The 18,187-nt window shown below is 39.0% G+C and carries 16 protein-coding genes, 1 other RNA gene and 1 pseudogene; 6 read left to right on the forward strand and 12 right to left on the reverse strand.

The window, feature by feature from the left end; all coding sequences use genetic code 11:
• Positions 1–89: 89 nt before the first annotated feature.
• Positions 90–2,765 carry a M66 family metalloprotease gene (locus WH214_RS15590; protein ID WP_445206375.1) on the reverse strand — a complete coding sequence of 892 codons (2,676 nt, stop codon included), beginning with the start codon at positions 2,763–2,765 and terminating at the stop codon, positions 90–92.
• A 415-nt stretch (positions 2,766–3,180) separates the two neighbouring features.
• On the opposite strand from WH214_RS15590, the gene WH214_RS15595 reads away from it, so the two are divergent.
• Positions 3,181–3,621 carry a hypothetical protein gene (locus WH214_RS15595; RefSeq protein WP_332476752.1) on the forward strand — a complete coding sequence of 147 codons (441 nt, stop codon included), beginning with the start codon at positions 3,181–3,183 and terminating at the stop codon, positions 3,619–3,621.
• Positions 3,622–3,716: 95 nt separating this feature from the next.
• Here WH214_RS15595 and WH214_RS15600 read toward each other — a convergent pair whose 3' ends face one another.
• From WH214_RS15600 to WH214_RS15620, 5 genes are all read right to left on the reverse strand, one after another.
• Complete coding sequence (locus tag WH214_RS15600) at positions 3,717–4,448, reverse strand: histidine phosphatase family protein (protein WP_159128723.1); 732 nt, start codon at positions 4,446–4,448, stop codon at positions 3,717–3,719.
• Between the two features lie 54 nt (positions 4,449–4,502).
• Positions 4,503–5,357 carry a 3'(2'),5'-bisphosphate nucleotidase CysQ family protein gene (locus tag WH214_RS15605; protein WP_339422542.1) on the reverse strand — a complete coding sequence of 285 codons (855 nt, stop codon included), beginning with the start codon at positions 5,355–5,357 and terminating at the stop codon, positions 4,503–4,505.
• A gap of 499 nt (positions 5,358–5,856) precedes the next feature.
• Positions 5,857–6,108, reverse strand: coding sequence for a hypothetical protein (locus tag WH214_RS15610; RefSeq protein WP_005401037.1), 252 nt, complete (start codon positions 6,106–6,108; stop codon positions 5,857–5,859).
• A 320-nt stretch (positions 6,109–6,428) separates the two neighbouring features.
• Complete coding sequence (locus tag WH214_RS15615) at positions 6,429–6,674, reverse strand: hypothetical protein (protein WP_004696593.1); 246 nt, start codon at positions 6,672–6,674, stop codon at positions 6,429–6,431.
• Between the two features lie 220 nt (positions 6,675–6,894).
• The gene (locus WH214_RS15620; RefSeq protein ID WP_159128370.1) at positions 6,895–7,488 is read right to left on the reverse strand and encodes a LysE family translocator; all 594 of its coding nucleotides are present in this window, start codon (positions 7,486–7,488) and stop codon (positions 6,895–6,897) included.
• Positions 7,489–8,061: 573 nt separating this feature from the next.
• Here WH214_RS15620 and WH214_RS15625 point away from each other — a divergent pair.
• The 4 genes from WH214_RS15625 (at position 8,062) to WH214_RS15640 (ending at position 11,039) form a co-directional block, all read left to right on the forward strand.
• Complete coding sequence (locus WH214_RS15625; protein ID WP_339422541.1) at positions 8,062–8,736, forward strand: HAD-IA family hydrolase; 675 nt, start codon at positions 8,062–8,064, stop codon at positions 8,734–8,736.
• Complete coding sequence (locus tag WH214_RS15630) at positions 8,729–9,172, forward strand: RNA-binding S4 domain-containing protein (protein WP_004696588.1); 444 nt, start codon at positions 8,729–8,731, stop codon at positions 9,170–9,172. Before WH214_RS15625 ends, WH214_RS15630 begins: the two co-directional genes overlap by 8 nt.
• Positions 9,173–9,286: 114 nt before the next feature.
• Positions 9,287–10,330, forward strand: coding sequence for a recombinase RecA (gene recA / locus WH214_RS15635; RefSeq protein ID WP_005401034.1), 1,044 nt, complete (start codon positions 9,287–9,289; stop codon positions 10,328–10,330).
• Between the two features lie 106 nt (positions 10,331–10,436).
• On the forward strand, positions 10,437–11,039 hold the full coding sequence (locus WH214_RS15640) for a regulatory protein RecX (RefSeq protein ID WP_339422539.1): 603 nt from the start codon (positions 10,437–10,439) through the stop codon (positions 11,037–11,039).
• A gap of 463 nt (positions 11,040–11,502) precedes the next feature.
• Here the strand turns inward: WH214_RS15640 and ffs are convergent.
• Positions 11,503–11,599, reverse strand: an RNA gene (ffs, locus tag WH214_RS15645) — signal recognition particle sRNA small type.
• 274 nt (positions 11,600–11,873) lie between these two features.
• Here ffs and WH214_RS15650 point away from each other — a divergent pair.
• A complete protein-coding gene (locus WH214_RS15650; protein ID WP_339422538.1) occupies positions 11,874–12,719 on the forward strand; it encodes a YbgF trimerization domain-containing protein in 846 nt (281 codons plus the stop codon).
• A gap of 60 nt (positions 12,720–12,779) precedes the next feature.
• Here WH214_RS15650 and lpxA read toward each other — a convergent pair.
• From lpxA to bamA, 5 genes and pseudogenes are all read right to left on the reverse strand, one after another.
• Positions 12,780–13,568: pseudogene (gene lpxA / locus WH214_RS15655) on the reverse strand (acyl-ACP--UDP-N-acetylglucosamine O-acyltransferase).
• Entirely contained in the window at positions 13,565–14,050 is a 486-nt protein-coding gene (gene fabZ, locus WH214_RS15660) for a 3-hydroxyacyl-ACP dehydratase FabZ (RefSeq protein WP_010326983.1), read from the reverse strand. Before fabZ ends, lpxA begins: the two are co-directional and overlap by 4 nt.
• A gap of 7 nt (positions 14,051–14,057) precedes the next feature.
• Complete coding sequence (lpxD, locus tag WH214_RS15665) at positions 14,058–15,125, reverse strand: UDP-3-O-(3-hydroxymyristoyl)glucosamine N-acyltransferase (RefSeq protein ID WP_094148179.1); 1,068 nt, start codon at positions 15,123–15,125, stop codon at positions 14,058–14,060.
• Positions 15,126–15,128: 3 nt separating this feature from the next.
• Positions 15,129–15,623, reverse strand: coding sequence for an OmpH family outer membrane protein (locus WH214_RS15670; RefSeq protein ID WP_339422537.1), 495 nt, complete (start codon positions 15,621–15,623; stop codon positions 15,129–15,131).
• Positions 15,624–15,656: 33 nt separating this feature from the next.
• Positions 15,657–18,173 carry an outer membrane protein assembly factor BamA gene (gene bamA, locus WH214_RS15675; protein WP_339422536.1) on the reverse strand — a complete coding sequence of 839 codons (2,517 nt, stop codon included), beginning with the start codon at positions 18,171–18,173 and terminating at the stop codon, positions 15,657–15,659.
• Between the last annotated feature and the right edge of the window lie 14 nt (positions 18,174–18,187).

Genomic DNA, 18,187 nt, shown 5'->3' on the forward strand with positions numbered 1-18,187 from the left:
AGAGAATATCTACTTACAAAAAAAAAGCCCCCCCCCTTTAGGGAGCTCCTTTCATTTTATGTTAAATCATTTACCAGATGAGCAGTGGTTTAATTCAAAGATTGAGTTTTCAGGTTTTTCACTAAAATACCAATGTTTTTTGATGTTGCCCCAGCTAAAATCATACTTGTATTTTGGTTCAGCATTGTCCATCTTTGATTGTTATTTCCAGAGCAACTATATCGAATTGCAATTTGACGGTTATTTACCAAATTACCCGAGTTTAGATCTAAGCACTGTCCTGATTGTTTAATAGCAGACGTCGTGGCATCCATTGACCACACTTGTGCTGCATTATTCGCCACACAATCAGTCAAGGTGACTTTAGCACTTCCTCCATTACCCGTTAGACACTGCCCCATAGCCGCTTTGCTATGGATACGTCCTAAACTGTCATAAACCCACTGCTCAGTATCATCAGCAGTACAAGCCGATGGGCCACTAATGTAAACATCCATTTTTTGGTTAGATGCCAGCTCTGTTTTCAAGCAATTCTTGTTATTTTTCAACAATCCACTTTGTGCAAGTGGGTCATCTTGTTGTAAACCTAGCTGCTTGATAAAAGCATTGAGTGCATCAATCGCAGCAGGTACATCTTTGGCCAAATCATCATAATAAACATTTACCCAACGATTTAAACGCATCCACCTAGTTTCTTGCTCTTCATAACGCTCAAGTACCTGCTGTGCAGCTAAACTCATCTCATTTTTATATGACTTATAAGACTGATAAAGCATTGAACCATTTGATGACAAAACAATAAGATTGTTCGCCGCTTGATTCAGTAGCTCTTGCTCAAGTAAAGGCAACTCTACATCGCGTAAAGCTTTATAACCCTGTGCTTTACCAATTTTAACTGCAGGTGTAATAGCCGTAGCATATTGGGGAATCACTGTAGTCGATAATAATTTGGCAGCTGCATTAGCCTGCTTACAATATAAATCAACTTTCTGAGGGTGATCTGCAAGCGCTAAATTGACATGTAATTTATTGGCATTGCTACCTAATCGTGTCGGAGCCAGTGCAATATTGGTCACGGTATTTGGATACTGTACATTTAACCAACATGCATCCTGATTTAACGCAGTATTTGCAGCAGGTAAATCATAGACATTGCCCCAGTTTGAACGTGCCGCAGGATAGAGTAGCCCAACCTTTGCAACAGGGTCATAGCCACCCAAAATGGTCACTACAGGCTCACCAAAGACACGTGGGCGTAAATAGTTTTGATTAGGCAGATACCAAACAGGTGCAGCAGAATCTGGCATAGTAGGCTGAACCACTTCCATCTGTCTTGTTACTTCATTCCATTTTTTATAGCCAGTAGGTGAAGTCTTATCCCACACATAGCGGTTAAAATGTGGTTGAATTTTTAAATAAGTGCTATAGCCCGTATAGTGGGTATAACGTGAAACTGAGCTTGATGCATAACCACCAGACATGGCATCTCGGCTATGTGGATATAAAGCTAAGAAATTTGCAATTCCTGTAGAAGCAGCCCATAAATCCTTATTATTCCAAATCAAATTACCCCGCATCATATTGCGATACGGAATGTAACCCCAACCACTATCTGCATGATGTGAAGTCCAGAACTGGTTATCACCCTCCTGCCCAGGATAATGCCCCAGTCCATAGTGGTGTCCAATTTCATGACTAAACTCGTTTCCAACCGAATCATACAACGTCAGCATGCCGTTACCACCACTTAAACCATGATTACTTTCGCCATTAGCATATTTTCCACGGCTATGGTGTGCAACTACGGTTTGGGTTAATTGTGGTTGATTTTGACTTGCCATCGAAGCACTGGTAATCCCCCAATTTGCTAGATTAATGCCTACGCTAAATGTCGATTTACCTACGTTTTCACGCATGTCACCGTCATAAACCCCGCCTTGGCTGGCACTTGCAGTATCGTAAATGGTCCCGTCTGCAATCATGACGCGATCCAACTGAATATCATCATATTTTGCAACGGTCATTTCAGCAGCTGGAATCGTTTGAAAGTAATCTGAACCTGCCCGAACAGGATCATTCAGCATATAGTGACCATTGGAAACAGGGGGAGCAGTTAACATGCCGATACGAATATTATTTAAGACCAACTCTCCCGGAGAGGCAAAATCAATTTTATCTTCCGCGATTTGCCCCTGACGTCCATGAGAATCTTTAAGTTGAATACGCAAACCTGGACGTATTTCATCCCAATTGAGTTGAGCACTCCACGCACGCTTACTATATTGCACACGCGCACGCTCATCGGTATTGGTTTGATCAGACTGAGGAATCTGAGTTGGATCGTTAAATGTAACTGTGCGGAGCAACTGATTATTCATGTAAATATCAGCATTCAGACCATCAATTTTCCCCATGCTATCAGTTGGCGTAACTAACAATAGCGCTTCTTTTTCCATCGTCAGACGCGGCATTTTTTTACTTTCATTACCATTTGGATCAACCACATGACTCTGACCAAATTGCAGCATTGCTTCGAAGTTACCAGTTAAGTCATTTCGTATTACACGCGTATTGGAGCTTGCATCGTAATCAAAATAACCCAATGTATTTACATCAGCCACATCCTGTGTAGGCTCAGCATAGGTTTTTACTACAGGCGTTGTAGAGTTTTCAGTTCCACTCTCTCCACCACCACACGCAGCAAGCATCAGCGTTACAACACAAAGACTTAGCTTGCAATACAAGAACTCATTCACACTTTTCACATCTTCCCCCAAAATAGTCTCAAATAAAATTAAGAAACCATTAATAATATATATAAATCATAAACTTAATTATTTAACGCTATTTTCCTTTCACTTTCAATTCACATAATTTGTCACTTCAGGACATATTTTTTATGAACCCTAAAACTAATGTCCGAAAAATAAAAGTTCTGTGACAAGGCTTGAATTTATGAAAAATAATGATGAGTTATACAGTTAAATTTGCACCAATATAGTGCCAATATTTGTCAGTCAATTTTTAAAAAAATAGATCTCTCAATTAATTTTCTTTGTAAGCATGAACTTATTTTAATTTTTAGATGCCAAATGATTAAAATTTAAAATCCCATAAATAAATTATGGTATTCTATTTTCCTATAACGAAACCACATAGAATGTTCTACTGGGGAATAGCATGATTAATAAATTTCTTCCAACACTTGAAAAATTCCAACCGACAGAACAACAATATATTGAGTATTTTCATGCCAAAGGTGAAAAAGACATACTTGCCAAAGTCATCTCAAATATGCGCGGAACCGCAGAAATTCAAGCCTCTCAAGGAGTTGACGCATGGTTAGGCTATGGTGTCTATTTACCTGCAATTGAACGTATTTTTGCACTACACCAAGGGGAAACAGAAGCTGAGTTTTATGACCGTACTCAATATCCAGCCGATGTTGTCAACGCTTATACTCTTTCGAATCATGAGATTGCCACGTTAATTGCTGCAGATAAATACAATCGCATTCATCAGCACAGCGTAACGGTGAATACCTCATTATGGCCTTTAAATGATGAAGGCCTGAGTATCGACTTGCTCGACTTTCCTAATCGACTCAAAGCAAAAATTTAAACTGATGCGGTATAGCATTTAATAAAGTTGACGAATGATCGCCTAAATGAATGAACGAGATTTATAGCTGATTTTTTTATTAATAAAAAAAGCACTTACAGATTTTGAAACTCATGAATATTCAGTTCATTAATTTCCCCGCGCCAAATCCACTTCAATTTGGATTCTAAAAACACATCTCCCTCAAACCATACGAAAAGACCTTCCATCATTTTCGGCCAGTCTTCTTTGGTCACAATCGTGCGCCCTGAAATAACCGCCAAAATTGCAGCTAAAATCGTGTCATGACTGACCGCAAGGCTCAAACCATAAGGATTGTTCGGATGCGTGTTATATATGAGTTCCAATACATCTACCACGCCATGAATAGGATGCTTCATACCGGGTAAAGCATTATTAACAAAGCTATTAATAAATCCTAGAGCGCCTTGACGCTGAAAATAAGGGCCGGCTTGCTTAATATCCAAAACAAAACTGCCTGGCTCAACCAATAAACCTTGTTCGATAATTTCAATACGGTGGGTATTTGGCTCAAGGGTTTGTCCATCAGCTCCTTGAATCATTAGCGCAGCGGTATCAATACAACGTTGAATTGGGCTAGAAATACAGTGTTGTATCACTCGATCCGTATTATCGATCAGATAGGAACCCCACGCCTCCGCCAAATCGCGCCCTTGATGCGTCAACTGTAAATCATAGCCTGCAAGCCCCTGACCCGTAACAACTTCACGAATGGAATGACGTGTAAACAACGTCACTGGCGTTTTTGCATCTGGCAATAAATCGATTGCCTTCAACATACTAGGCGGGAGTAACTCTAAGGCCATAATCACTAGCAACTCAATAATTCAAAAAACACTATAGCACGCTCAGTTTTTAGCTCAAGCCGACGAAGGCATTAGTTCAAGTGCTTGTAATGCCAGTTTTTTCATATCGTTATTTCGATATGCAATAAAACCGCCATTCAATAAACTCAATCTTTGATTATATACAAATGGTCGTCCCTGAAAATCAACCAAACCACCACCTATCCGCTCCAATAAACACTGTCCAGCACTGGTATCCCACTCACTCGTTGGGTGAAAGCGCGGGTAAATATCGACTCGATCTTCCAACACCATACAAAACTTATATGCGCTCCCAGCGCGATACTCTTGAATAGGCGTAAGTTTTTCCAACTGCTCTAAATACACTTGGTACTGCGGCTTACTCTGACTACTTTGACTTAAGCCGACTTGAACAGCACTGTGGTTTTCAACTGGAACATATACATACCATACGTCTTTTTCAATATTGTATTTTAAAGGCTGACCGTGTAGTGGACAGAAGTAAATTTGCTGTTCACAAGGAATAGCCAGCACAGCAAAAGTTGTATGCGCACCTTCAATAAGACTGAGATTGATGGTAAATTCTGGACGTTGATGCAAAAATTCTTTGGTACCATCTAAAGGATCAAGCATCCAAAAAGACTGCCACTGCTGTCTATGCGCATGCTGCCCTTCTTCAGAAAGAACAGGCAAATGAGGGAAGGTATTGTTTAAAGCATCGGTAATAAATTGATTGACACGATAGTCCGCTTGCGTGACGGGTGAATGATCAGATTTTCGCTCAACTGTAAAATCACCACCTGCAACATAGGCTTGATACTCTGCTCGTAAAATCTCACATGCCTGAGTCACAATCGGTACAAGTTGCAATATCAGTACATCTTGAGGTGCAGTTGTGGGCTTAAACATGAGATCGCCTTTTTATTCATCAAGTTATAGATAGAGAAATTCATCTGTGAAATAGCAGCATGCTGATCGCTTCATATTCAACGTTATACTGTCACCTTAGAGTGAGCGCACACGAATACTTTTCAAAACACTGCCTTAAAAACATTATACGCCTAAGACACTCAGGAGATGTCATTCGATTCCAATTCTTCTTTTGACTTTGGGTTGAATAGTCCAATTAACCTGACTTTACCTTTACTCACTCACACATTGAATATTGATGCTAGAGAAAGTCAAAAACTGACTTTTTCTAATTTGTACTCATTCTTAATTTCTTTTCAGCTTTGTACATCCAAGTGGTTTCTTTATGAAAAATCATAGCGCAAAAAAATCCCACGCATGGGAGCGTGGGATATAAAACAAGAAAAGCTACAGCGCTTTAATTTGGAGTATAGTATAAACCTGTATTTTAAATACATCAATTAAAAATGCACTCTTTCTCCAGTTTTTTTAAATTACTTTACAGCGACTCATTTTTATCTGAGCACTTCACTTCTAATTGATACTCATCCTGCGTCACTTTGATCTTAATCTTTTGATACTTTCTTTTATTCGGGTCCATAGCCGAACTAGCGACTTCATGCAAAAATTTTCGATCATTCATAAGCTCGCTATATGCTTTATAACCAATCAAAATTTTTTCAGGCTTTTTATTTTTGGAAATTAATTCTTTTAGAATATCATCTAGTTCATTTGCAGTAACAATTGACATATCGAAGCAACTCAAAATAAAAAAGATTATCCATGAACAATATGATCAAAAGATGTCAGAAATCATCTTTCTCACTATTTTCATTTCAATAGAAAAATAAAAGCCCGATCAGCATGAAAACAAATCGGGCTTTTTGCCTGCAATCACTCAGACCAGAAAGTTATTATAATAAAAAAACTGTTTACCTCTCTCCAAATAAACAGGCTTAACTGCACAAACATCATCTAATCATTATATTTTCATTTCTTTATGCAGCACACTCTACAGCCCAAATATTTCAAATAAATGAAATCTTAAGGCTTTTTAACACAATTCAATCCTTAATCATCATTACGTAAAAAGGTTAACTCATATTCATCATGCGTAATTTTAATCTTGGTATTACGATAAGTCCGCTTATTTGGATCTAAAGATGAACTCATTACATTTTCTGCAAATTTTTTATTCGACATAAACTTTGCATAGAGCATATAACCAATACGGATTTTTTTAATGGCCTTTTTCTTACCTTTTGCTTCATATTTATCTAAGGTTTCATCTAAAAAATCTAAATTTAATTCACTCATCCATTCCTCTCTATTTTATTGTCGTTTGCCACATCTTTTTTAACCGATTCTGGTGTAAATAACCAGCAAAACCACTTTATTGTTTATTTTAATTTTTGTCAGAAAACTTACTTTTATCGCATTTGTATGCTGAAGTGATTTAAATTTAGCTACAAACATAAAAACCACCCTCAGGTGGTTTTTATGTTATCGATGTGAAATGAACATTTGATGAAACAGATTAGATAGACATGAGAGCCGAATAGCTAAGTGGTACTGAAAAGCTGACCAAAACCAATGATGCAGTCCGTTGTAAATTTTTTTGATTCAACCATGAAATTTTATTGGCCACCAAGACAGAGCCAATAAAAACCCAAAACAATGCAATCGGTGCAATTAAACATAAAAATAGCCCCATATGCACCGTATAGGCTTGCAAATTTGACCATGCTACAGCTGGGAAAACGGCTGAAGCAAATAATAGTGCTTTAGGATTTAACATGGTCGCACAAAAAAGCGCCTTCGCTGTAATCGATGGCTGATTTAGATCAGCCGCAACAGTAGAAGTTTTCCATAATTTAAAGGCCAAGTAAATAATATAAACCGCACTAAAAAGCTTCAAGATGGGTGGCAGAATAGGCAGAGATTCAGCAATCGAGTCAATTAAAACTCCCCATGCACTAATGGCAATAAAATAACCTACCACTTCTGCTGGAATCAATTTCAGGGATTTTTTAACACCTGTTTCAATGCCTGATGAGGCTAAAAGGGTATTTGTTGGTCCGGGTGTTAAAAGGATGGTAATGACCAAACTTATAAAAAGCCATGAAAACATTCACTATCCTTTTCCTTATAAAGTTGGCCAAATACTTCAATATTTCGTTTTATTTGTCGATCTTTTAAATGTAAGAAAAAATTTAATACAAAAACGAACACCTTATAAAACAAATTCTTAATAGTTCCTTCATCTGGCATTAAGCAATAAACTCAACTTGCTAAAGATCATCTGGACATCAGAAAAAATTCACTGCCAAATCATAATTTAGTATCATTTTTATACAAATTCAAAAAACTTATGCTCTACAGCCCTTACATTCAAATAATAACTCTAAGCGTTCTCATCGAATGTTTACAAAAACTCCTCCTTCTCCATAAGGTGAATCATTCCTTATGCTGAAATTTCAATATTGTTGTGGATCAAGGTGCAGTTAACACATCTTATATGCTCTTACTTAAAAAATTGAGATCCCATATTCTTCAATTTTTGACAATGGGGTATGCAAGTCCGTAATCTTATACGGCTATACGCTATAATTACGCCATATTTGCATGAAGCAAAACTGCTAGGTCGGTTGCTAACTGTTTTCTATAGCCATTGCCGAACTTTGAAACATTGGAGATTTTTTGAGTGGAAAAGCCAATTATCATTTTTGATATGGACGGTACATTACTGGATCTTGCCTATGATGATTTTATTTGGAATCATCAGCTTCCTATCCGTTATGCTGAACAACACCAGTGCTCTTTAGAACAAAGTACTCAGGCCCTGTTTGAGTTTTATCAAACCCATAATCACACACTCAATTGGTATTCTACGCGCTTTTGGACAGCCAAAGTCGGCGTAGATACGCTCGCTTTGCAGCAGGAATTTAAGCATAAAGTTGGCCTGCGCGAAGGCTGCCTCGAACTTCTCGACTATTTAAAAAACAACGGCTACCCTTGTTGGCTTGCCACTAATGCAGACTGCGAAGGACTTAAGTTTAAACTCGAATACACGAAACTGGCCTCATATTTTGATGTCATTATTAGCAGTGAAACTCTCGGCCACGCCAAGGAATTTACTGAGTTCTGGCAACGTCTCCATGAACGCCATCCTTTTGCAGCCACACAGTGTTACTTTATCGATGACACTGAAAAAGTACTAAAGGGTGCTGAAAGTTATGGTATTCAAAACCTATTTACCATTGCTCAACCCTCATCACTAGGTCAAAGCAAGACATCCAGCCCTTATCCGATCTTAAATCAGCTCACCGATTTAATTCCTTATTTAGAGCAAGCTGAGGTCACGGCCAAATATGCGTAAATCCACTTTAGCGGAAGATGCTGTAGGCATGCGCATTGACAAATGGTTATGGGCAGCACGTTTTTTTAAAACACGTTCCATCGCCAAAAATGCAATTGAGGGAGGTAAAGTTCACCACAATGGCGAACGTGTCAAAGTGTCGAGAGAAGTTCGAGTTGGAATGGAACTCACCATACAACAAGGCATTGACAAGAAAACCGTGGTGATCAAAGAACTTTCTGACGTGCGTGGCCCTGCTCCTGTTGCCCAAAAATTATATGAAGAAACTGAAGTCAGTATTACACGACGGGAATTGATTGCAAGCCAAAGAAAGTTGCATAATCTAGCTCGACCTGATCATCGTCCGAGTAAAAAAGACCGACGAGATATCAGTAAGTTTAGACAAGAAAATGATCAACAATTTGACCAATATTGGTCTTATAATGATGATGAATGACATGCGTCATATTGTGTCGCACACGATCTGACTTTTATAGAAGATACAGACTAAATCTGTCACTATACTGAGCATATTCAGTAAATATCCGTGACATCGTTTTGAGGTTGTAAGATGGATGATAATAAAAGCAAGGCGCTCAATGCTGCGCTAAGCCAAATTGAAAAGCAGTTTGGTAAAAACACAGTAATGCGTCTTGGCGATAACACCGTACAAGCTGTTGAAGCGGTATCAACGGGTTCTTTGACACTTGATATTGCTCTAGGCATAGGCGGCTTACCGAAGGGTCGTATCGTTGAGATTTATGGTCCTGAATCTTCAGGTAAAACAACCATGACTTTACAAGCGATTGCCGAATGTCAAAAAGCAGGTGGTACATGTGCATTTATCGATGCAGAACACGCTTTAGACCCACAGTATGCGCGTAAACTTGGCGTAGATATTGACAATCTACTGGTTTCTCAGCCTGACCATGGTGAGCAAGCACTTGAAATTGCAGACATGCTGGTTCGCTCTGGTGCCATTGACCTCATCGTTGTCGACTCTGTTGCAGCATTGACACCACGTGCGGAAATTGAAGGTGAAATGGGCGACTCGCACATGGGCCTCCAAGCACGTTTAATGAGCCAAGCATTACGTAAAATTACAGGTAATGCAAAACGTTCAAACTGTATGGTGATTTTCATTAACCAAATTCGTATGAAAATTGGTGTAATGTTTGGTAGCCCTGAAACCACGACTGGTGGTAATGCGTTGAAATTCTATGCGTCTGTGCGTTTAGACATTCGTCGCGTAGGTCAGGTCAAAGAAGGCGATGAAATCGTTGGTTCTGAAACCAAAGTGAAAGTTGTCAAAAACAAAATGGCACCTCCATTCCGCGAAGCGCTCTTCCAAATCCTATATGGTAAAGGTGTCAACCACTTGGGCGAACTTGTAGACTTAGCTGTTCAACAAGAAATCGTACAAAAAGCAGGTGCTTGGTATTCATACCAAGGCGACAAAATCGGTCAAGGTAAAAACAATGTGATCCGCCACCTTGAAGAAAACCCTCAGTTGGCTGAAACCATTGAGAAAATCATTCGAGAAAAACTACTGACGACCGCAAACGCTGCGCCTGTAGAAGAGAATGAAGAAGAGCCAGACTTTTTAGATGCTTAATTAAAAGTATCGAAAAAGATTAAATGTTATTACACGACATTTAGGCTTACACTAAGAAACGCCCTACGGGGCGTTTTGTTTATTCAGATCTATTTCATAGCCGATTATGCCTAATTCAAAATTCCCCAAACTCCTTGACTATGATGCTCTCAAACAACAATTTGGTGAGGAAGAATCCCCTGCTACTCAATACGGCCACACGCAAGTAACACAAGAAACTGATGATGCTTTAGATCTTGATGAAGAGAATCAACCCAAACCCACAGGTTTAACAGGTTCTCGTCTACGTTCTTATGCCTTTGCTGTATTAACACGTAAGGAATATTCAAAAGCAGAATTGATTGAAAAACTGGCTACATGGGCGATGCACCGTGAAGAAGTGATTACACTGGTTGAAGAACTTTCAGCACAAAACTATCAGAGTGATCAACGCGTGGCTGAGATCACTTTATCGAGCCAAAAGCGTAAAGGCAAAGGCCCTAATCGCATTAAAATGGCGCTCAAAACTAAAAAGATCGACACTGGGTTAATTTTAGAAGAACTGAAAGAAACGGATTGGGTCGAACAAGCCTATCAACTCAAAATTAAAAAGTATGGAACTGAGGTCGCAACAGATCCAAAACTAAAAGCCAAACAAATCCGTTTTTTGATGTATCGTGGCTTTGAAATGGATGCGATTATGAAAGCGATTAGCAGGGTTGATGACTAATCACCATTCGCTCTTGACCAAGCTATGCCCAAATCACCTTTATAAATATTGATCTTATATTCACATCGAACATTAACTACATGTAACCGTTAATGAGTTAGAAAATAATGTAAGTCTTAAGTAACTACGAATCAGATAACATTCAGAAAAGCTTCAATATATAAAATATAAGATGAAAAAATAAAGCAATGATTTCTAATACTTGAAATAATTTTCGATAAATTAAATAATCGGGATTTAACGTGATATTAAAATACATCGCCTAAGAAAAAGTACAAATGCTAGAGAGCAAAAGAGGTGAGGAATAGAGTAAATGAATCTTTAAAACAAAAGCTAAGGGTAAAGAGAATAGGAAATATTACAAACCTAATAACAGTCAATGGAAAGATATTTTAAATTTGGTCTACATACAATATATTTGTATATTGATTATTATATTTTTAATAAATGAATATGGTGGCAACCCTACCAGCAAGCCTTCGGCACATCATATTTCCACTACCGTTGCTACCTTCCGGTCCTGGCGGGGTTCGTAGAATACAATTGCGAAGTAACCAGCAGGGCTACCATTGCAAGAACAGAGTATAGAGATTTTTCCCTAAGTTGCAAGCCTATAAACGACTTTTCAATAAGCATTTCATTCAATTGACTATTTATAAAACAAACTCAAGAAAAATCGCTCAATTATTGGTAACGACTAGGCTACATTCATTTACCTAAATATACGACAACAATGTAAAAGCTTATTGCAATTCATAACGTTGCCGTTTTTAATGGGATAAATGAATTTCGTTTGATGTGTTCCCCATCAAAGCCTTATAACACGGATATTTTATGATGCTAAAGAAGCATAGCCTATGTGCCCTCACCCTACTTTGCACAACGCCTGTTTTCGCCAATATTCCAATTGAATCTCGCGGCTTAAGCCAAGCAACGAACAATAGTGTCAATCCAACCAGCGTCGCAGTAGACACAGGTGCGAGTGCAACAGCGACCAATATTAATTGGCAAATCATGCAAAAGAACCAACAATTAGAAAGTGATTTGCGTAGCTTACGCGGTAAACTTGAAGAACAAGACAATGAGATCGCTCAACTCAAACATGAGTTGGAAAACCGTTACGCTGACCTAGATCAACGCTTAGAGTTACTTCAACAAAAAGTAGACCCTGAAGCGAGCAATACAACGGAGGATAACCAACAGGATACTCCTCCCAGTAACACCACAATCACCAACGCCAGCAGTAGCACAACCACGGTCGCAGTAAACAAAGCACCTGTAGTGGTCAGTACGCAAAACACATCTGAGCCATCTGAGCTAGAAAAAGCCGCGTATACTGTCGCATTGGATGCCTATAAGCAAGGTGGTGCGAAGAAAGCGATTGCACCCATGCAAAATTTTATTAAAAACAATCCCAACAGTGTTTACATCAGCAATGCATATTTCTGGTTAGCGGAATTTAATTTAGCGATTGAACCTACCAACTATGCAGAAGCGAAAAAGAACTACGGGATTGTGGCAAACCAATATCCAAACTCTTCGCGTGCGCCTCGAGCCGTCTATCAACTCTACAATATTGCCAAAGAAGTGGATAAAAATACGGCTCAGGCCAACCAATACAAAGCCAAACTCCTTAAACAATATCCTAAGTCTGAAGAGGCCTCTTTCTTTAAAAAATAATTTTTCTATAGATATAAAAAAAAGACACGCGAAGTGTCTTTTTTTATCTTTGGATTAAGCTTAACGCACAATGCCACGCTCTGACTGTTCTAACGAGTCAATGAGCAACTGTGCTTCAGCAACTTCAGGCAAAATTTCTGCACGGATACGTTCTAAAGCCTGCTCTGTCGTTAAACCTTCTTTATAGATCAGTTTAAATGCAGTACGTAAACCTTGAATCACATTTTTAGACCAACCTTTACGACGCATGCCTTCAACATTCATCGCAAAAGCATGTGCAGGATTACCAGAAACCATCACATAAGCAGGGACATCTTTTACAATCAATGATGCACCACCAATCATGCTATAAGAGTCAATCTTACAGAATTGGTGTATACCCGAGTTACCGCCGACAATCACATAGTCACCTACATGAACATGGCCAGCCACGCCGACATTGTTTGCAAAAATATTATGATCACCGACCACACAGTCGTGTGGAATATGCGTATTAACCATTAAAATATTATGGCTACCAATATTGGTTTTAACGTGTTACTGAACCGTACCACGGTGTAAACTACAATGCTCACGAATTTTATTATGGTCACCAATTTCTAACCAGGTTTCTTCACCTGCATATTTTAGATCTTGGCAGACCTCACCCACGCTTGCGAATTGGAAAATTTCATTTTGTTCTCCAATACGCGTATAACCACCGACCACCACATGCGAATGTAACTGCGTACCCGCACCAATAGTGACATTTGGACCAATAATACAATACGGTCCAATCTTTGCATCTGCTGCAATCACGGCAGATGCATCGATGATTGCTGTTGGGTGAATAAATTCGTTATTGCTCATGATTGCTCTATTTTCTGATGCGAAACCATAATTTCCGCAGATGCTGCTACTACACCGTCAACAGTGGCAATACAATTATATTTGTAAATACCACGTTTCTGCATGACCAATTCTGATTTTAACACCAATTGGTCGCCTGCAACGACTTGCTTTTTAAAGCGAACTTTCTCTGCACCTGCGAACAAGAACAAAGAACCTTCACTTGGTTTCTCATTGTTCATGATGAAACCAAGAATACCTGAAACCTGCGCTAACGCTTCGACAATCAAAACACCAGGCATAATTGGATAATTAGGGAAATGGCCTTGAAGAAACTCTTCATTAATAGACACATTTTTATACGCCACAATTCCATTTTCAGTCACATCAACAACACGATCGACCAATAAAAAAGGATAGCGGTGTGGTAAGTACTCACGAATAGTTTGAATCGTCATTGGCAATTCAGGTTTCGTGAAACTAGTAGAATTCGACTCAGTCATCATATTTCTATTTACGCAATTTAATTGTTGATTCAAGGGACTCGATTTGAGCCTGCATATGATCAAGTTTTTTTACCAATTGGGTCAATGGCACATCTGCTAATTGTCTTAAACGAACAACGGTGCGTTTCCACTTTTGATTTTCAAACAGTCCAATTCCTGAAGAATATGTTCCAGCCACAGAAATATTATTTGTGACCATTGACATTCCAGTTAAAGTGACATTATCAACAATATTTAAGTGCCCTGCAATTGCAGACCCACCACCTACGATGCAATTTTTGCCAATGGTTGTACTACCGGCTATTGCAGTATTGGCAGCAAAAGCCGAATTGGCACCAATTTTAGCGTTATGGGCGATTTGCACAAGGTTATCAATAATGACACCATCTTCCAAAATTGTGTCATCCAATGCACCGCGATCAATACTACAATTTGAACCAATCCGTACATCATTTCCAATGATGACCGAACCCAATTGAGCAATTCGATGCCATTTCCCTTGATAAGGGGCAAAACCAAAACCCTCACTACCAATCACAGTATTGGCATGAATACGGACACGATCACCAATTTTGCATGACATCAGATTTACATGCGATTCAATTAAACCACCGCGGCCAATTTCAACCCCATCATGTATGCTGACATGGGAATGGATAATCGTATCATCGCCAACAACGCAATTTTCACCAATGACCACATAATGACCAATATAAGCAGTATCTGAGATGATTGCAGAAGGATGGATCTGTGCAGTACTTTCAATGCCCTGTTCAGTGTGTTTAACCTCAAAAGCATGGGTTAAAATGGCAAAGGCTAAATAAGGATTGGCAACAACAATAAAGTTTTGATGTTCAACCAAGTGATCTTTCAAATCAGCTGTAACAATAAATGCTCCAGCTTTAGACTGCTGTGCTTGCTCTAAGTACTTTTCACCATTTACAAATGCAAGATGTCTAGATTCTGCCGAATCTAGACTTGCTAATCCCTTAAGGATTAAATCAGCTTGACCTACACACTCACCTTGGACTAAACGAGCAAGATCTTCTAAGCGGTACTGTTGAGGATTCATTGATTACTTAATTGCGTTAACCTTTTGAATCATTTTATCAGTTAAATCATACTTAGCGTCATAGGCAAGTGCTGAGTTTTTATTCAAAACAACATCTAATTGATTTTCTTTACGCAATTGTTCAGCAACCTGCTTTACACGACCATCAAATACAGTACGTACATGCTGAATAGAGCTTTGCACACTGCTTTGCATGGTTTGCTGCAAAGTATTGAACTCGTTCATTTTGGTTTGATACTGAGTCACCATTTTTTGCTTATCCGCAGCGCTTAGCTTATCACCTGTTTGTAAACGCTGTTGTAAGTCTTGAAGCTCTTTACTAAGTTGATCAAGCTTCGTACTTTGAGGTTGAATTTTCTGTTGAAAACTCGAATTTTGCTGTTTTAAATAGGTACTATTTTCAACAACACGCTCAAGATCCACAACACCATAGCCAGCAGCATTCGCCACTGTAGAAGTTAATACTGTAAGTGTTAAAGCTGTAAGAAGTTTTTTCATATTTATATCTTTCATGTAGAGAAAAGGTCGACCTTAGAAGGTACGACCGATTTCAAATTGAATGTTCTTTGTTTCATCGCCATCTTTATCATTCAATGGATATGCATAGCTGAGAGACAATGGACCAATCATCGTAATCCAAGTAAAGCCTACACCCACGCTATAACGCATGTTAGAAACATCAAAACCGAAGTTGTCTTTACAGTATTGTTTCGCATCTACACCTGCATCAGTTTTACTTCCAGTCATATATAACTGACCAGATGGAACATCACACTGCGTATCAAATACTTGCGCACCTTCAGCAAAGATAACTGGGCGAACCTGACGCGTCCAATCACCTTTAAATGGCAAAGGCAAAGCCAATTCTGTACCAAATTGGATCAGTGCGTTACCACCCACTTCCTCATAGTCATTATCTTTAGATCTTGATTCACTATAAGTTACGCCTGGATATTTCGGACCTAAGGTACTGTTGTCATAACCACGTACCGAACCAAAACCACCTGCATAGAAGTTTTTATAGAATGGTAAGTCATTACCATAACCTAACTTACCATAGCCACGTAACACAAAGTCTTTCGCAAGCGGGAAGTAAGCCTGAGCATCATAAGTCAACTTTTGATATTCAACATCACTGCCTGGTAGTGCAATTTCACCATTAATACGATGCGACATACCAGATGTCGGGAACACCGGACGGTTTAAGGTGTTATATGACCAACCCAAGTTTAAGTTATACGTTAAGAAGTCACCGGTAAACTCAGAACCATAAGGAGCAGATGTCTGACCATCTGGGCAAACATAACCACCTGTTGTAGGATCTAAAACTAAGTCAACCATACAATAAGTCGATGTACTTTTTGTCTTACCGCCATGTGCCAGCAAGTAATCACGTACATAGGTCGACACATACGGACCTGTGGTGACTTCAGTTTGGTCGATGTTTAAACCCGCACTAATGCTTTGGTTTTCATCAATTGGATAACCGAAATTGATACCACCACCAAAACTGTCCGTCACATAGTTGTTGACGTTATAGTCTTCATCCAACTTGGTTTTACGGTAGTACATGTTATAACCACGACGTACACCATCGATAGTAAAGTACGGATCCGTCACACTTAGGTTGTAATAGTCTTGCGTTTCCGAGCGGGATAAATCAATTGCAACAGAATTACCTGTACCCATGAAATTGGTTTGACTTAAACCTGCTTGGAAAGTTACACCACCGCTTTGTGAGAAACCAACTGCTAAGGTACTGGTACCCGAGTGCTGCTCTTCAACATTAATATTTAAATCAACCTGATCGGCTGTGTTCGGAACGCGCGCCGGTTTGATATCTACAGTTTTAAAGAAACCGGTGCGCTCTAAACGAACTTTCGATAAATCAATTTTCTCATTACTTGCTAATGCACCTTCCATTTGGCGCATTTCACGACGTAATACTTCATCCGCAGTTTTCGTGTTGCCGGTAAAGTTAATACGACGCACAGTAACTTGCTGACCTGGATTCACATAATAATTTAAATCCACCAGATGAGTTTCTTTATCAATCTGAGGCACGACGTTCACTTCTGCATAGTAATAACCTGCATTACCGTATTTACGCAGAAGCAACTGTTTAACAGCATTCACTTTTTCTTGTGAATAGGTATCGCCATCTTTATAAATTTGTAAAGCTTTCAGTTCTGCTGGGGTGTATAAAGCATCGCCCAAAAATTTGGTTTCGCCAAATTTAAACTGTTCGCCTTCATCCACTGAAACTTCAACAAAAATATTCTTTTTATCTTCACTTAAATTTAAGCTTGAGTGGTTGATATTAAAGTTGATATAGCCTTTGTTTAAATAAAGTGCACGTAAAGACTCTAAGCTTGCAGCCATCTTTTCACGTGCATAACGGTCATTACGTGAAATAATGGATGTCCAACCACTCTCTTTTACCGCAAACGCTTGTTCAATTTCGCTTTCTTTAAATACCGTATTACCAATAATATTGATATCTACAACTTTTGCAGCCTTACCTTCAACAAACTCAATCGTGAGGTCTACACGGTTGTTCGGCTTCGCTGTTGTCACAACTTTTACATCAGCATCATAACGACCTTGCTGCATGTACTGTTGTTCAAGCTCAGACTCAACCGTTTGTAGCGCTGATTTTTTCAGCACTTCACCTTCGGTAATCCCCATCTTCTTCAAGCCTTCTTCCAAGGCCTCTTTAGGAATGAGTTTATTACCTTTAAATTCAACTTTAGAAATTAGTGGGCGTTCGACAACTTTGAAAACCAGCGTATCACCCTGCTTTTCTGTTTTAATGTCATCAAACAAACCTGTTGCATATAAACTACGAATGGCATTGGCAAGTGCTGCATCGCTCACACGATCCCCACTATTCAACGGAATCATTCCATAGACATTTGCTGGCGTTAAACGAACAAGTCCATCAACCTTAATATCACGTACTATATAATCTTCTGCTGCATATACTTGTTGTACTGTTGCCATAGCACTGATGAGCGCCAAAGGCATAAATAAATGTGTGTGCTGCATGCCAGTTTTTTCCG

It is taken from the genome of Acinetobacter sp. MYb191 (assembly GCF_037572605.1).
Classification (GTDB): Bacteria; Pseudomonadota; Gammaproteobacteria; order Pseudomonadales; family Moraxellaceae; genus Acinetobacter; species Acinetobacter johnsonii.

Bases quoted from the DNA above. Each gene is read 5' to 3' on its own strand.
- WH214_RS15670 (WP_339422537.1), bottom strand. From the start codon at position 15,623: ATGAAAAAACTTCTTACAGCTTTAACACTTACAGTATTAACTTCTACA.
- recA (WP_005401034.1), top strand. From the start codon at position 9,287: ATGGATGATAATAAAAGCAAGGCGCTCAATGCTGCGCTAAGCCAAATT.
- WH214_RS15640 (WP_339422539.1), top strand. From the start codon at position 10,437: ATGCCTAATTCAAAATTCCCCAAACTCCTTGACTATGATGCTCTCAAA.
- bamA (WP_339422536.1), bottom strand. From the start codon at position 18,173: ATGCAGCACACACATTTATTTATGCCTTTGGCGCTCATCAGTGCTATG.
- WH214_RS15600 (WP_159128723.1), bottom strand. From the start codon at position 4,448: ATGGCCTTAGAGTTACTCCCGCCTAGTATGTTGAAGGCAATCGATTTA.
- WH214_RS15650 (WP_339422538.1), top strand. From the start codon at position 11,874: ATGATGCTAAAGAAGCATAGCCTATGTGCCCTCACCCTACTTTGCACA.
- WH214_RS15620 (WP_159128370.1), bottom strand. From the start codon at position 7,488: ATGTTTTCATGGCTTTTTATAAGTTTGGTCATTACCATCCTTTTAACA.
- WH214_RS15595 (WP_332476752.1), top strand. From the start codon at position 3,181: ATGATTAATAAATTTCTTCCAACACTTGAAAAATTCCAACCGACAGAA.
- WH214_RS15605 (WP_339422542.1), bottom strand. From the start codon at position 5,357: ATGTTTAAGCCCACAACTGCACCTCAAGATGTACTGATATTGCAACTT.
- fabZ (WP_010326983.1), bottom strand. From the start codon at position 14,050: ATGACTGAGTCGAATTCTACTAGTTTCACGAAACCTGAATTGCCAATG.
- WH214_RS15615 (WP_004696593.1), bottom strand. From the start codon at position 6,674: ATGAGTGAATTAAATTTAGATTTTTTAGATGAAACCTTAGATAAATAT.
- WH214_RS15610 (WP_005401037.1), bottom strand. From the start codon at position 6,108: ATGTCAATTGTTACTGCAAATGAACTAGATGATATTCTAAAAGAATTA.
- WH214_RS15630 (WP_004696588.1), top strand. From the start codon at position 8,729: ATGCGTAAATCCACTTTAGCGGAAGATGCTGTAGGCATGCGCATTGAC.
- lpxD (WP_094148179.1), bottom strand. From the start codon at position 15,125: ATGAATCCTCAACAGTACCGCTTAGAAGATCTTGCTCGTTTAGTCCAA.